The organism is Xanthomonas nasturtii (assembly GCF_001660815.1).
Classification (GTDB): Bacteria; Pseudomonadota; Gammaproteobacteria; order Xanthomonadales; family Xanthomonadaceae; genus Xanthomonas; species Xanthomonas nasturtii.
The window spans coordinates 20,728-35,593 of the sequence record NZ_LYMI01000020.1 but is presented as its reverse complement, the minus strand read 5'-3'; the positions used below and the strand labels follow the sequence as shown (position 1 = coordinate 35,593).

The following is a 14,866-nucleotide window of genomic DNA, read 5'->3' as shown; positions in this document are numbered from 1 at the left end:
CGTTGCTACATGGCGCGACCGCACAGGTACCGCCGGCTAATCGAACGTCCAGAAGGGTGGTTCGATTGCCTCGCGCCAATATGCTTCGTCGGCCATGCAAAACGTTTGTGCGGAGGCTTTGGCAAACCAGACTGCCGCCGCATCCACATCGCGCGTCACCCCGCTATTGCCGCGCCCGAGCAACAGGCCGGTGAAATACTGACCATACACATTGCCCTGGTCCGCCGCACGCCGGTACCAACGCAGTGCTTGCGCTCCATCGCTGGCCACACCCAATCCCTTTTCATAGAGCGCGTCAAGATCGACCTGCGCCTCGGCATCGCCACTGTGTGCGCGCCGCTGGATGTCGCGCACCAGTGGATGCGCCTCGCCGATACACGGCGCCACCGCATCGGGAAGACCGGAAGAGCCGGACCAGTATCGCTGGTAGACGGTGTCGCGCAGATCCCAGCGCAATGCAGCGGCGGCGTTTCCGCGGTCACGGTGGAACTTGGCGAGTTCGGCGATGGCATGGGGGTCGGCGTGCATGGCGGCCGCCAGGTACCAGCGCTCGGCTTTGGGCGGCGATGCGCGCAATGCCGCGCGCTGGTCGATATGCGGGCTGTCGGAGTGGGACAGCGTCCCGCTCGCCCAGATCCGTCCCAGCGCCAGTTCGGCGCGGGTGTTGCGGAACGTCCACGGGGTGATCGCGGCGGCGCGCTCGTACCAGTGGATGGCGCGCGGCTCGTTGCGTGCCTCCAGGCGTTCGGCCGCATTTCACGCGCTGTCGAAACTTCCATCAGACGCCTGTTGTTCCAGCTGTTGCAGATAGGCGGGATCGGTGCGCGGTGGGTTGCTGCTGCAGGCCTGCTGCAACAAGGCAAGCAACAGGGCCAGGGGCGGCATGCGTCCGATGCGTGGGGTCATTCCAGTATTGCCGACTGCGGGGCGATCATTATCCTCGCACTGCGCTCGTGCGACCGCGCGGCGTGCTGCGCCGCTGGCTTGGTTGCCATCGCAACAGTTGCGCCACCGGCGAAAGCGGGATACGGTCGGGCCATGACATCGCCCCTGTCCAACGTCAATAACGCCAACCGCAACACGCTGCGCGCGAATAATCGTGCGCGGCCGATGCGGGTCTGCGACTAGGCGAAGTACACCAAACGCCCAGGAATCAGAAAACCCGCATCGGCCGATGCGGGTTTTTTTTATGGGTGTCAATTCATGCAGCACGCTTTCCCACCGGCCGCCAACCCCCGCAGTTTTCAGGAGTGTTTCCATGTGTTCCATCTTCGGTATTTTCGGCCTGCAACCCGGTGACGACCTGCAGGCCTTGCGCCGGCAGGCACTGGAATGTTCGCAGCGGCAGCGGCATCGCGGGCCTGACTGGAGCGGCGTCTACGTCGATACCGGTGCCATCCTGGTGCATGAGCGCCTGGCCATCGTCGACCCGGCCGGCGGCTCGCAGCCGTTGCTGTCCGAAGATGGGCAACTTGCCCTGGCGGTCAATGGCGAAATCTACAACCATCGCGAGCTCAAGCAGGAACTGCTGCAGCCGTACGCGTTCCAGACCGGCTCCGATTGCGAGGTGATCAATGCGCTGTATCGCGAAGATGTGCCGGCCTCGTATCTCAACCGCCTCAACGGCATCTTTGCATTCGCGCTGTGGGACAAGGCGGCCGGGCGGGTGATCATCGCGCGCGACCCGATCGGCGTGGTGCCGCTGTACTGGGGGCACGATCGCGAGGGCCGCCTGCGTGTGGCCTCGGAACTGAAATCGCTGGTGGATGAGTGCGCCGATGCCGCGCAGTTTCCGCCCGGTCACTGGTACGACAGCGCCACCGGTGCACTGAGCCGCTACTACGAACGCGCCTGGCGCGAGTACGGCGAGGTGGAAGGCGTGCAGGTGCCGCTGCAGGAATTGCGCGAAGCCTTCGAGCGTGCGGTGCATCGCCAACTGATGACCGACGTACCGTACGGCGTCCTGTTGTCCGGCGGGCTGGATTCTTCGTTGGTCGCGGCGGTTGCCGCGCGCTACGCTCGCCACCGCATCGAAGAAAACGACACCACCGAAGCCTGGTGGCCGCGCCTGCATTCGTTCGCGATCGGCTTGAAAGGCTCGCCCGATCTGGCCGCGGCGGAAGTTGCCGCTGCTGCACTTGGCACCGTGCACCATGGTTTCGAATACACCTTCGAAGAAGGCCTGGACGCGTTGCCGGAAGTCATTCGCCACATCGAGACCTACGACGTCACCACCATTCGCGCCTCCACGCCGATGTTCCTGCTGGCACGGCGCATCAAGGCGATGGGCGTCAAGATGGTGCTCTCCGGCGAGGGCAGCGACGAGATCTTCGGCGGCTACCTGTATTTCCACAAGGCGCCGAACGCGCGCGAATTCCATGAGGAGCTGGTACGCAAGCTCGACGCGCTCAACAACTACGATTGCCTGCGCGCGAACAAGTCGATGATGGCCTGGGGCGTGGAGCCGCGGGTGCCGTTCCTGGACCGCGAATTCCTGGATGTGGCGATGCGCATGGACGCCAGCTTCAAGATGATCGACAAGACCAGCAGCGGCGCCACGCGCATGGAAAAGGGTGTACTGCGTGAGGCGTTCGCCGGCTATCTGCCCGAGTCGATCCTGTGGCGTCAGAAAGAGCAGTTCAGCGACGGCGTGGGCTATGGCTGGATCGACGGGCTGAAGGCGCATGCCGCAGCGCATGTGAGCGACCGTGAACTCGCCGCTGCCGACCGCCGCTACCCGGTCAACCCGCCGCAGACCAAGGAAGCGTATTTCTATCGCACCTTGTTCGAGCAGTTTTTCCCCAGCCAGGCGGCGGCCGAAACGGTGCCGGGCGGCAAGTCGATTGCCTGTTCGTCGCCAACGGCGATTGCCTGGGACGCCAGTTTTGCCGCAATGGCCGATCCATCCGGCCGTGCGATCGCCGGAGTACACGAACAGGCGCTGGCCTCGTAACACCGTGAAGCTGCAGCGGCCGGCGTGCATTGCTGTACGGCCGGCCGCTGCTCTTATTGCCAGTGTGCGACTGCCGGTGATTACTGCTCGTGGCGCACGCAATACCCGTAGCGCTGCGGGTCGATATCCACACCGGCCATGTCGGCCTGATTGTTGCGCCACAGGTTCGGCTTGAAGTCGGCTGCCGTGCAGTTGGCGGCGCGGTCCACGCCGATGGTGTAGGTAAACGGCGTGTTGGTGAAGCGGTTGTTCTCGAACACGTTGTCCTGGCTCATGCTGTTGTCCCAGCACAGAATTTCCGGGGTGCGATAACGAATCGCGCAGGCCAGAAACACGCCGGCGACCTTGTTGCCATCGAACTGGTTGTTGCTGAAGCGATTGCGCCGCGCATCCGACAGATAGATACCCTGGCTGCCATTGCGCTCGAAGCGGTTGTTGCGGATCTCGCTGTCTTCCAGGTGTTCGGTGGTCAGGCCGGCGGCCACGTTGTCGTGGATGTAGTTGTTGACCATCGTGACCTTGGCGGTGCGGTTGAACGAGACGCCGTCCCAGATTGCGCCGGAAACATCGTTGTTTTCGATGGTGATCTCGCGGGTGTCGTATTCGCTCAACAGGCAGGCGCTGCGGCACTTGTTGACCTGCAGGCCGGCAAGCCGGATGCCCTGCCCGGATCGCACCACCACCGCGCTATTGCTCAGATACGGGCGCTCGGGCATGAACTCCTTGTCGCCGGTGCTTGCAACGATCTGCATGTTCTCGATGCTGACGTTGCGGATCACACCGATGGGCTGCTGGTTTTCGTAATCGCCGACCACCAATGCCGGCTGCTGCACGCCATCGGCCATGCGCACGACGGTGCTTGGGCCCTGGCCGCGCAGGGTGAAGTTGCCGCGGTGGATCGACACCAGTCCCTTGAGGGGGAACTCGCCTTTTTCCAGGCACAACACCGCGGGCTTGTCGCTTTGCGGCAGTGTGTCGATGGCTTTTTGCAGATCCTGGCCAGGGCGTACTTTTGCGGTGCAGGCGGCAACAGGCGCATCCGGCGGGCCGGATTTGACTGGCGGCGCTGCCGAGCAGGCAGTGGCAAACATCAGTGGCAACAGGGCGGAAACGGAGCGGGCAAGCAAAGGCATGCGGATTCCGGTCAGTGGGGGGAACAGGGCGATGCTGCGGAGCAGGCTCCGGATCGCGACGGCCTCTAGTGTGGCCCACCGAACGTTAAGTTCCAGCCCATGCGCAGCAGCGCGATTCGGCGCAGGTTCATTGCATGGCTGCAGTCGAGGCCGTAGCGGCGGTGTACGCGGTCGCCGCAGCTGACCTGCGTCACAGTGCGACTTGAACGTGGTGTTGCCGTATCGCAACGACGTCGCGCTGAGCAGTGCTCATGACCGCTGCGCAGCGTTTGGATGTCGGTTTCTTGTGTTGTTCGTGTGCGATTGGCAACAGCAAGCCACACGCCGCTGATCGCTCAAAACACGAGAGCGACGTTTATGCTAATAAGGTGCGAATCGCATGCGTACTGCGCTGTTCGCGTTGCATCGCAACTGGCCGGCGTGCGTGCCGCACCGCCAGCTGCGCCGACCGTCAGAAACTGTATGCCAGCTGCGCGTAGATGCGGCGCGGCTCACCGGGGAAGTGCCCGGCGCGGGTATTGAAACCGCTCGCCGCATAGACCTTGTCGAACAGGTTCTTGACGTTGATCTGCAGTTTCCACGCGTCCCACTGCGTCTGCCAGCTGATGTCGTAAATGGCATACGGTTTGACGCGCTGCCCGTCCAGGCTGACGCGTTCGCCCACGTAGTCGGCGCCGAAGGCGATTGCCGAGCGCCACGCCGGCAGGTCGTAGCGCGTCCACAGGCCGAAGGTATTGCGCGGTGCATTGGCGAAGCGGTCGCCGGAGGCGTTGGTGATGCCGTTGGTGCCTGCATCGAGCACGCGCGCATCGTTGTAGGCGTAGGTCAGGTTGAGCACCCAGCGCTCGGTGAGGTCGGCCAGCAGGTCCACTTCCAGGCCTTCGCTGCGCACCAGGCCAAGCGCAGAGAGCTGATTGACACCATCGACGATGCTGCCGTTCGCCTGCACGATGTTGCTGCGCTCGATGCGATACAGCGCGGTGTTGAGGGTGAGCCCGCCATCGTTGAGTGCTGTCTTCAGGCCGACCTCCCATTGCGTGCTGCGTTCCGGGTCGAACGGCCCGCCCACGCTGCTGTCCTGATTGGCCGCGTCCTGCGGCAGAAACCCGCTGGCATAGCTTGCGTAGGCGTTGATGCCCTCGCGCAACACAAAGGTGCTGCCCACACGCCAACTGAGGTCGTTACCGGTGACGCGCGAGCCATCCAGCAGGTTGTCGTCCTTGAAGCCGTCCCAACGCAGCCCGGCCATCGCATACCAGCGCGGCGTCAGCGTGAGTTCGTCCTGCACATACGCGCCATAGCGTTGGCTGCGCGTGCTGGTGGCGCGCCATGGCAGGGCGTCCAGGCCGTAGTCGTAGAAGCCGCTGCGCCCGTAAATGGGGTTGAACAGATCGATACCCGGCACCGGGCCGCGCACACGGCCGGTGTCGGCGGTGTTGGCGGTTTGCGCGCGAAAATCGGCGTCCAGGCGGTAGTAGTCCGCGCCCATCAGCAACTTGTGTTCGATCGCCCCGGTGCTGGTGCGGAACACCGCGTTGACGTTGCTGGAGATCGCATCGTTGTCGCGGTACTGGTTGCGCAGCTGGCGGGTCATCCACTCGGCGGTGCCGTCGCCATTACGGTCGATCAAACCCATTGGCTCGTGATAGATCTGATGCTCGTCGTTCTTGAACCAGCGCAGCGCCATGTCCACGTCCCACGCGCTGGACGGCGCAAACCGGTACTGCGCGAACGCCACCTTGGCACGCATGTCCAGAAAATCGGTGGGCTCGTTGTGATTCCAGCGCCGGTCGGTGAGAAAGTTGCCATCGTCATCCACCGGCACGCCGCGCAGGCGGTTGCCGCCCAGGTTCTGGGTGATATCGGTGTACTGCAGGGTCAGCTCGCCGGTGTCGCCGATATCGAAGGCCACCGACGCATCGCCGATCTGGCTCTGGCTGTCGGTGTTCCAGCGGAAGCCGTCCTCGCCATCGGCATAGGCGCCGATGCGGTAGCGGATGCGACCGTCCACGCGCGCCGGGCCGGTGGCTTCGAAAGAGGCTGCGCCGAAAGACTGATTGCCGACCTGCAACTCCACGCGGCGCGCTGCCTGATGCGCGGGTTTGCGCGTCACATAGTTGATGACGCCGCCCGGCTCGCCGCCGCCATACAGCGCACCAGCCGGACCCTTGAGCACTTCCACGCGTTCGATATTGAACAGCTGTGGCACCGAAAAACCAGCATACGGGTCGCCGCGCAGACCGTCGTACAGCACGTTTTCCTGGCGGAAACCGCGCAAGGTCACGCCGGCGTAGCTAAAGAAACTGATGCCGCTGATGCTGCGATACAGATCGGTAATTTGGCGCGCGGCCTGGTCGTCGATCAACTCGCGCGGCAGCACCTGCACCGATTGCGGCACCAGCGCCAGCGGCGTATCGGTGCGCGTGGCAACGGCAGCATCTTCGGATTTGTAGAGCGTCTGCGCACGGCCGACGACCTCCACGCCATCCAGCTCGGTCACGGCCGGCGTGGTGGTGTGTTGCGCAAAAGCAGGCTGGGGATGCAGCGCGAGCGCAGCGGCAAGCGCGGTGACAAGAAGCGTGGGGAGCATTGGTTGCTAATGGGAATGGTTATCAAGTGCATCTTAACATGATGTGTTTGTCCAATTGCAGAGGTCGCTGATAAGGGGGCGAAACGCGTGGTGGTGGGATGTGTGATTTGCGTGCGTGCACGGATGCAGCCATGCGAGATGCGAAGACGGAAAACGGAAACGCAGACGGCATGACGGCATGACGGCATGACGGCATGAGGACATTAAGGTCGAGGGGATAGCCTCCTTCTCCCACCGGGAGAAGGTGCCCGAAGGGCGGATGAGGGTACGTGCGAAGCCACGTGTCATTGCGTTTGCACGAGTACTTTGAGTGACCCACTAACAGCGACGGCGATTGTTCTGCAGCATTGCTCGACGCGCCGTACCCTCACCCCAACCGCTCTCCCGAGGGGAGAGGGGCTTTGCATGGCTGCGATGCTTGATGGTTCTTGTTTTTCTTCCGTGGCCGCTCTGCAGCAGCGTTGCAGTTGGCCTTTACTGCGGACGCAATTGCAGCGTGTAACGCGTGGCGGTGGGCAGAAAAGGTGTGGGTCTTCCATGCACCCAATCGTCGTGTCCTGCACCCCAGAATGGCGATAGCGGGTGTCCGCTCTGGCCGCCCGGCATGTGCACGATGCCGTCCTGTTCGTGGCCGGGCGAGATCACCATGCGCTCGGAGGCGCCGAAGGCCGGACCTTGCACGCGTGGCATGTCGCGGTCGCCCGGCAGTTGGTCGGGTGGCATGCATAGCCAGCGCTTGGCGAAAGCGGGCAGTGCGCGTGCGATGGGGTGGCAGATGGCGAGGGTATTGCGCTGGCCCCAGGTGTGCTGGCCGAGCGGTTCGTTTTGCTCGTCTTGTGCAATCACCGCCGTCTGCGCGCTGCGTGCAGCATCGCTGAGCAGTTGCTCCCAGCTTGCGAACGCTGGCGGCAACAAGTGGGCCGGGCGCTGCTGCAGCAACGGCCAGACGATGCCTTCCAGCTGCGCGCGACGTGGCGGCAGAAAGTCTTCGCCAAGCGCTGCTTCGGCGGGTGCCAGCAGACCTGCTTCCACTGCATCGATGGTCTTGCTGCGGAATTCGCGCACGATGCGATAGCTGGCCGACTGGGTGGATGCATGCCCTTCCCAATCGCGCGTGGCACTGGCGATCTGTTGCAGCGCCGGGTCCTTGCTGTGCTCGACCACGCTGCGCAGCAACTGCCACCAGCGTGTGAGCAGCACGGCGCGGTCGTCGAGCTGGATGGCGAGCAGATCGCGTTCGTTGAAACGCTGCCGTGCGAAGAGCGCGTCGCGAATCTGCTGTGCACGCGCGCCAAGGTCGTAACCGGCATTGCCAAGCGTCGCCAGTTGTTGCGCATCGACAATGCGGCTGTTGGCGGTCCACAGCCGGTGCGAGGGTGGGTCGATCAGCGCTGGCGCCGCGTCGCTGCGCAGCGACCACGGGACGCAACCGCTCGGCATTGACGGCGTTGCAGCCGCATCTGCAGGTACGTTCGCTGTCCCTGTTGCTGTTGCTGTCGACGCCGACTCCGGCGCTGCAAGTTCGGCAATGCCGCTCGGGCCGCACCCGGCATTCCGCGCCGGGCGTGCGCCGATCAGGCGCCAGGCAATGCGCCCGTTGCGATCGGCCAGCAGCAGGTTCTGCGCCGGAATGCCGGAACGGTCGGCCACCGCAAACGCGGCCTGCAGATCGCCCGCCGTGCTCATCTGCGCAAAATCCAACCGGATCGCGCCCGGCAGCTGCGCGGCCCAGCGCAATGCCAGCAGGCTGCCGTCGGCATTGGTGTGCAGCACCGGCCCCCACGCCGCTTCGCGCACCTCGAAACGCACCGGTGCTTGCCCGGCCACGCGGATGGTTTGCACATGCGTGGTCAGCGCTTGCGGGTGGCCCGGCGTGGGCGCTGGAATCCGCGCGAAATCCGCAGTGTCGATATAGCTGTTGGTGAACGCCCAGGCCACATGCCCGTTGCTGCCGACCACCACCGCCGGCAGGCCGGGCAGGGTGAAGCCGGTGACATCCACCTTGCCATCGGGCGCGTTGCTGTCTGCATAGCGCAGGCGTGCGCGGAACCAGATGTTGGGCGCACGCAGGCCCAGGTGCATGTCGTCGGCCACGATGGCGCGGCCGTCGGCGGTGAGGCTGCCATCCACTGCGAAGTTGTTGCTGCCCGGCGTCGGCGTTTCCGCGTGTGGCGTGGCAGGCGGGCGCGGCAGACGGCGCAGGTCCAGCGACGCCGCATCCGGCAACTGGGCGTCGCCCTGCGGCGGGCCGAACAACGGCGCGTCCCAGCTGGAGCCCTGATGGTCGAGCAGCGCCGCCAGTGCAGGCGGCACCACCGCGCGGATGCGCGCGGCGGCAAGCTCGGTCTGGTTGTCGCTGTCCTGCAGGTCTGCGTACATCGCCAGGCCGGTGAGGATGGAGTCGTCCAGCGTCCAGGCGCGCGGCGTCTGGCGCAGCAGCAGGTAGGGCCAGGGCCGGACCCGCAGCGCCGCCAGCCCGGCGTTGACGCCATCGGTATACGCCTGCAAGGCGGCGCGCTGGCTGCCGGCGGCGATATCCAGGCTGGCATGCACGCGCGCACGCAGGCGGTGCACGCGGTTGCGCTTGTCCAGGTCCACGGCCTTGGCGCCGAACAGCTCGGACAACTCGCCGGCCGGTGCGCGCCGCATCAGGTCCATTTCGAAATAGCGTTCCTGCGCATGCACGTAGCCAAGCGCGCGCATCGCATCGAGCTGGTTTGCCGCATCGATGGTGACCACGCCTAAGCCATCGCGCTGCACGCCCACAGGCGCAGCCAGGCCGGTGAGGGTGCCGGCGCCCTCCAGCTGCGGCAGGCTGCCGCGCAGCAACAGGTACAGCGACAGGCTGGCCGCCACGGCCAGCAGCACGATTCCCAGCAGCAGCCGGCCCAGCCATTTGCGCATTGTCGGTTCCTTGAGCTCGGTTGAAGTGTGGCCGGCGGAGATGACCGTGGCGGGTCTGGCCGCAAGCGCAACTGAAAGTGATTCCGATTAGATCATTGCCCGCCCGCATAGGGCACCATGCGCGCATTGCGTCGCTGGAGCACACCATGAAAGGCCATCCCGAAGTCGTCGAATACCTCAAGCAGCTGCTGCGCGGCGAATTGGCGGCACGCGATCAATATTTTCTGCATTCGCGCCGGTACGAGGATCAGGGCCTGATGGCGCTGTACGAGCGCATCAACCACGAAATGCAGGAAGAGACCGAGCACGCCGACGCGCTGCTGCGGCGCATCCTGTTCCTGGAAGGCGACCCGGACATGCGTCCGGCCGAGTTTGCGCCCGGCAAGACCGTGGTGGAGATGCTCGAGCGCGATCTGGTTGTGGAATACGAAGTGCGCGCTGCGCTGGCTGCCGGCATGAAGCTGTGCGAAGAGCACGGCGACTATGTGAGCCGCGACATGCTGCTCAAGCAGCTGCAGGACACCGAAGAAGATCATGCCTGGTGGCTGGAGCAGCAGCTCGGCCTGATCAAGCGTATTGGTCTGGAGCTGTATCAGACCTCGAAGATCGACAAGGGTCACGTCGCCGGCTGAGTGGGCGACCGGTGCTGCGCAGCCGCTTGGCCGGCGCAGCGTCGGCGTGGGCTGGCATGTAGTACGGGGTAGCTTGCCATTGCTGCCTAGGGCTTGAGTTCCTACCAGCTGTCTTGTCGCTACGCGGAGCCTGCTTTATCGGTCTGTGCCGCAGAGCCGGTGCATCGCGTCATGCCGCGCCGTGCTGGCCGGCCCGCGGCGCGCACGCAGCCAGAACGCCGCCTTGAAACAGCTGACAAAAAGACTGCACGGCCGCCAGCCAGCCCAGCCGGTGTTCGGTATTGGCGTGTGCTACGCGTACGTTCCGATTCCTGCGCACCGCCACGCCCACTGGATCACTGTGCGCTACGTATGGCCACCGCTGTTGATGGCCTTGCAGCAATCCCGCGCCGCAGTCAGTCGCGGCGCAAGCGATACACCGCAGTCGATAGCGCAGTGACGCCGTCGGCACGGAAGCGCGGTTCCTGCGCGAGGATGTCGCGGTTTTCCAGCAGCTCTACCTGCCAATCTGCATCAAAAAGTGCATGCACTTCCGTCCCGTCCACAGAGAACGGTGGGCCGGCCTTTTCTGCCTGCGGATAGTCCAGGGTGACCAGCAGGCCGTGGCAGTGCGTCGGCAGATGCGCATACACCGTTTGCAGATAATGCCGGCGCAGGTCGGCGGGTAGCGCAACCAGTGCGGCACGGTCGTACACGGCAGTGCAATCGGCCAACACACCAGCATCCAGCGTGAACGCATCGCCGCAGACGATCTCGATCGGGCCGGCGATGAAATGCTCGCCGGCAGCGCTGCTGTGGCGCTGCGGTTGCAGGCCTGCCTCATCGAAAAACTGCGTCACTGCCAATGGAGAGATCTCCACGCCAAGCACGCGATGGCCTTGCGCCGCCAGCCAGTGCATGTCCAGCGTCTTGCCGCATAACGGAACCAGTACACGGGCTTTTTGCGGCACTTGCAGGGCAGGCCAATGCTTTTGCAGCAGCGGCAAGACCTCTTGCTGATGAAAGCCGGTCTGGCCTTGCTGCCAACGTTGCAACCAGAAGTCTGTGTCCACGATATGTTGTCTCGTTGGGTTGTGTTGACAAGGGGACGCGATAGCGGGAATGGCAGTGACATACAGATCGAAGGCAGGCAAGGACTCTGCAAAAAAGCCACAGCTCGTCCGCTGCGCACCCGACGCATCCGCATCGTTCGATTACCTCTCAAAGCGACGCAGAGCTGGAGCTTCGGCGTCGTTTGGCTGTGTCGTTCGGCTGTTCTACGCCGAACTGATCGGGGGCGCGACGACAGCGTCGAACGTGACGCTGCGCCGCCATAGCCAATCACCGTTACTGCACTTCCAGCCCATCCACTGTCTGCCGCGCCTCAGTCGCCTGTGGCGCACGCAGTTCCAGTCGCGCCGCTGCGCGCCGAATGGGTGAACAACCGTTACTGCACTTCCAACCCATCCACCTTCTGCCACCCACGCGGCAACAACGACCCACGGCTCGCACGCGCACCCACATAGGTGTCCAGATCCTTGAACGACAGGCTCATGGTGCGGGCGCCGCTGCGTACCAGCAGGGTGTTGCCCGGCGCCACTGCCACCACCGCCACCACGCGTTCGGTGCCGAGCTTGGCCTTGGGGATCTCGATGATCTTGTTGCCTTTGCCCTTGTCCAGCTCGGGCACATCGCTGGCCGCCACTGCGAGCAGGTTGCCGGCACTGGTGACGGCAACGATGCGGTCGGTCTGCGGGTTGCTCACCTGCGCCGGGGTGAGCACGTGCGATCCGGTGGTCAGATTGAGCATCGCCTTGCCGGCCTTGTTGCGGCCGGTGAGGTTTTCGAAACGGGTGACGAAGCCATAGCCGTGCGAAGACGCCAGCACGAAGCGGGTGGCGTTGTCGGCACTGGCCATGACCTGGAACGCGGCGCCGGAGGCCGGCGAGAAACGGCCGGTCAATGGTTCGCCGTTGCCACGCGCCGAAGGCAGGGTATGCACGGCGGTGGAATAGGCGCGGCCTTCCGAATCCAGGAAAGCGACCTGATGCGTGCTGCGGCTGCGCACTGCCGCCAGCAGGCTGTCGCCATCGCGGTAGGACATGCCGGCCGGATCGACGTCATGGCCCTTGGCTGCGCGCACCCAGCCCTTTTCCGACATCACCACGGTCATCGGTTCGCTGGCGACCATTTCAGTTTCGTCGATGGCCTGCGCGGCGCCACGCTGCACCAGCGGCGAGCGACGCGCATCGCCGAACTTCTTGGCGTCGGCAGTGAGTTCGTCCTTGATCAGCTTCTTCAGCTTGGTCTTGCTTTCCAGGATCGCCATGATCTGGGCGCGTTCCTTGGCGAGGGCTTCCTGCTCGCCGCGGATCTTCATTTCTTCCAGGCGCGCCAGCTGGCGCAGCTTGGTTTCCAGAATGTATTCGGCCTGTTCTTCGCTCAGCGCGAAGCGGGCGATCAACACCGGCTTGGGTTCGTCTTCGCTGCGGACGATGCGGATCACTTCGTCCAGGTTGAGGAAGGCGATCAACAGGCCTTCCAACAGGTGCAGGCGACGCTCGACCTTCTGCAGGCGATGGTTGAGGCGGCGAGTGACGGTATCGCTGCGGAAGGTCAGCCATTCGCTCAGCAACTGGCGCAGGTTCTTGACCTGCGGGCGGCCATCCAGGCCGATCACGTTGAGGTTGCAGCGGTAGCTGCGCTCAAGATCGGTGGTGACGAACAGGTGGCCCATCAACTGCTCGGCATCCACGCGGTTGGAGCGCGGCACCAGCACCACCCGCACCGGGCTGGTGTGGTCGGATTCGTCGCGGATGTCTTCCAGCCACGGCAGCTTCTTGGCGCGCATCTGCTGGGCGATCTGTTCGATCACCTTGGACGGGGAGACCTGATACGGCAGCGCGTCGATGACGATGTTGGCGTGTTCTTTTTTATAGGTGGCACGCGCACGCACGCTGCCGTGTCCGGTCTCGTAGATGTTCCGCAGGTCGGCGGCCGGGGTGATGATCTCGGCGGTGGTCGGGTAGTCCGGGCCCAGGACGTGTTCGCACAGTTCGGCCACCGTGGCATCGGGGTTGTCGAGCAGGCGCAGCAGCGCGCTGACGATCTCGTTGAGGTTGTGCGGCGGCACGTCGGTGGCCATGCCGACGGCAATGCCGGTGGTGCCGTTGAGCAGCAGGTGCGGCAGGCGTGCCGGCAGCCAGGTGGGTTCCTCCAGGGTGCCGTCGAAGTTGGCTGCCCAGTCGGTGGTGCCCTGGCTGATTTCGCCCAGCAGCACTTCGGCGATCGGGGTCAGCTTGGATTCGGTGTAGCGCATCGCCGCGAACGACTTGGGGTCGTCGGTGGAGCCGAAGTTGCCCTGGCCTTCGATCAGCGGGTAGCGGTACGAGAACGGCTGCGCCATCAGCACCAGCGCCTCATAGCAGGCGCTGTCGCCGTGCGGGTGGTACTTACCGATGACATCGCCCACGGTGCGCGCGGATTTCTTCGGTTTGGCGGCGGCATTCAGGCCCAGCTCGCTCATCGCGAAGATGATGCGCCGCTGCACGGGCTTCAGGCCGTCGCCCAGGAACGGCAGGGCGCGGTCGAGCACCACGTACATCGAATAGTCGAGATAGGCGCGTTCGGCGTACTCGCGCAGCGGCAGTTGCTCGAAGCCATGGAAGGTGGGGCGGGTCAGATCGGTCATGTAAAGCCAGGTCCTGCGTGAAGAGGAGCCCGCACCGTGGCGCGGACTCGAAGAGCGCCGATTATCCCGATGCGGCGGGGGATGCCAAGCCGCGCGCGTGCGGGCCGGCCAGATACCGTGTGGGCGGGGCGCCGAAATGGCGGTGGAACACACTGACAAAGGCGCTGGGACTGCTGTAGCCGAGCTGGTCGGCAACCTGCGCCACGGCGCTGCCCTGGCTGAGCCGGCGCAAGCCTTCGGCCAACCGCGCCTGCTGCCGCCACTGCGCAAAACTCAGGCCGGTTTCGTCGCGGAAGTGCCGGCTCAGGCTGCGCGCCGACAGCCCGCCCCAGTCGGCCCAGGCGTCCAGCGAGCGCGGATCGGCCGGGGTGGCGAGCAGCTGGCGGGCGATCCGCAGGAGCCGGCGGTCGGCCGGCATCGGCAGGTGCAGGTGGTCGATCTGGACCTGGCGCAGCTCGTCCAGCAGCACTGCGGCAAGGCGTTGCTGGGCCGCGTCCAGCGGCCGATGCAACGGCCAGTCGGCGGCCCGCATGATCGCTTCGCGGGCCAGCCCGGTCAGCCGGATCACCCCGCCTTGCGCGGGCAGGGGGGCGCAGGCATCGGGCCGCACCACCACGCCCCAGCCGCGCATCGGCCCGGCCAGCTCCACGGTGTGCTGCCGCCCGGGCGGCATCCAGCCGGCGCAGCCCGGCGGCAGCGACAAGCTGCCCTGTTCGGTATGCACGGTCAGCACGCCGTGTTCCACATACATCAGCTGGCCGCGGACATGCGCGTGCCAGGCGGTTTCCGGTGCCCATACCGCACGCAGATCGGCCAGGAAAGCGATCAGCACCGGCCCGTCGGCCCATTCGAAGCTGGCCCGCACGCCGGGTGGCAGCGCGTCGATCGTTGTTGGCGGGTTTTCGATAGTCATTGGCCAGATTGTATTATCGAGCCAACGCCGGCGCCGCGTAAGGTGGCGATCATTGCGAACGGTTTAATCCC

General features: G+C 64.9%; 8 protein-coding genes and 1 pseudogene. 2 read left to right on the top strand and 7 right to left on the bottom strand.

All coding sequences use genetic code 11. The annotated features are described in order from the left end of the window. Positions 1–36: 36 nt before the first annotated feature. Positions 37–906: pseudogene (locus tag A7D16_RS08975) on the bottom strand (tetratricopeptide repeat protein). Positions 907–1,258: 352 nt separating this feature from the next. Here A7D16_RS08975 and asnB point away from each other — a divergent pair. Beyond that, a complete protein-coding gene (gene asnB, locus A7D16_RS08970) occupies positions 1,259–2,953 on the top strand; it encodes an asparagine synthase B (RefSeq protein WP_064631828.1) in 1,695 nt (564 codons plus the stop codon). An 80-nt stretch (positions 2,954–3,033) separates the two neighbouring features. On the opposite strand, the gene hpaM is transcribed toward asnB, so the two are convergent. The 3 genes from hpaM to A7D16_RS08955 form a co-directional block, all read right to left on the bottom strand. Continuing rightward, positions 3,034–4,086 carry a type III secretion-associated outer membrane-bound protein HpaM gene (hpaM, locus tag A7D16_RS08965; RefSeq protein ID WP_064631826.1) on the bottom strand — a complete coding sequence of 351 codons (1,053 nt, stop codon included), beginning with the start codon at positions 4,084–4,086 and terminating at the stop codon, positions 3,034–3,036. Between the two features lie 451 nt (positions 4,087–4,537). Then, on the bottom strand, positions 4,538–6,676 hold the full coding sequence (locus A7D16_RS08960) for a TonB-dependent siderophore receptor (protein WP_064631824.1): 2,139 nt from the start codon (positions 6,674–6,676) through the stop codon (positions 4,538–4,540). A 474-nt stretch (positions 6,677–7,150) separates the two neighbouring features. Further along, positions 7,151–9,580 (bottom strand): penicillin acylase family protein, encoded by a 2,430-nt coding sequence (locus A7D16_RS08955; RefSeq protein WP_064631822.1) that lies wholly within the window; start codon positions 9,578–9,580, stop codon positions 7,151–7,153. A 146-nt stretch (positions 9,581–9,726) separates the two neighbouring features. Between A7D16_RS08955 and bfr the strand changes: the two genes are divergently transcribed. Further along, the gene (bfr, locus tag A7D16_RS08950) at positions 9,727–10,212 is read left to right on the top strand and encodes a bacterioferritin (RefSeq protein ID WP_064631820.1); all 486 of its coding nucleotides are present in this window, start codon (positions 9,727–9,729) and stop codon (positions 10,210–10,212) included. Positions 10,213–10,607: 395 nt separating this feature from the next. Here the strand turns inward: bfr and A7D16_RS08945 are convergent, their stop codons facing one another. The 3 genes from A7D16_RS08945 to A7D16_RS08935 form a co-directional block, all read right to left on the bottom strand. Further along, positions 10,608–11,264 carry a thiopurine S-methyltransferase gene (locus A7D16_RS08945; protein ID WP_064631818.1) on the bottom strand — a complete coding sequence of 219 codons (657 nt, stop codon included), beginning with the start codon at positions 11,262–11,264 and terminating at the stop codon, positions 10,608–10,610. Between the two features lie 374 nt (positions 11,265–11,638). Further along, the gene (gene parC / locus A7D16_RS08940; protein ID WP_064631816.1) at positions 11,639–13,882 is read right to left on the bottom strand and encodes a DNA topoisomerase IV subunit A; all 2,244 of its coding nucleotides are present in this window, start codon (positions 13,880–13,882) and stop codon (positions 11,639–11,641) included. A gap of 61 nt (positions 13,883–13,943) precedes the next feature. Continuing rightward, positions 13,944–14,795 (bottom strand): AraC family transcriptional regulator, encoded by an 852-nt coding sequence (locus A7D16_RS08935; protein ID WP_064631814.1) that lies wholly within the window; start codon positions 14,793–14,795, stop codon positions 13,944–13,946. Between the last annotated feature and the right edge of the window lie 71 nt (positions 14,796–14,866).

Coding starts and splice junctions, on each gene's coding strand:
- hpaM (WP_064631826.1), bottom strand. CDS start 4,086: ATGCCTTTGCTTGCCCGCTCCGTTTCCGCCCTGTTGCCACTGATGTTT.
- A7D16_RS08935 (WP_064631814.1), bottom strand. CDS start 14,795: ATGACTATCGAAAACCCGCCAACAACGATCGACGCGCTGCCACCCGGC.
- bfr (WP_064631820.1), top strand. CDS start 9,727: ATGAAAGGCCATCCCGAAGTCGTCGAATACCTCAAGCAGCTGCTGCGC.
- A7D16_RS08960 (WP_064631824.1), bottom strand. CDS start 6,676: ATGCTCCCCACGCTTCTTGTCACCGCGCTTGCCGCTGCGCTCGCGCTG.
- parC (WP_064631816.1), bottom strand. CDS start 13,882: ATGACCGATCTGACCCGCCCCACCTTCCATGGCTTCGAGCAACTGCCG.
- asnB (WP_064631828.1), top strand. CDS start 1,259: ATGTGTTCCATCTTCGGTATTTTCGGCCTGCAACCCGGTGACGACCTG.
- A7D16_RS08955 (WP_064631822.1), bottom strand. CDS start 9,580: ATGCGCAAATGGCTGGGCCGGCTGCTGCTGGGAATCGTGCTGCTGGCC.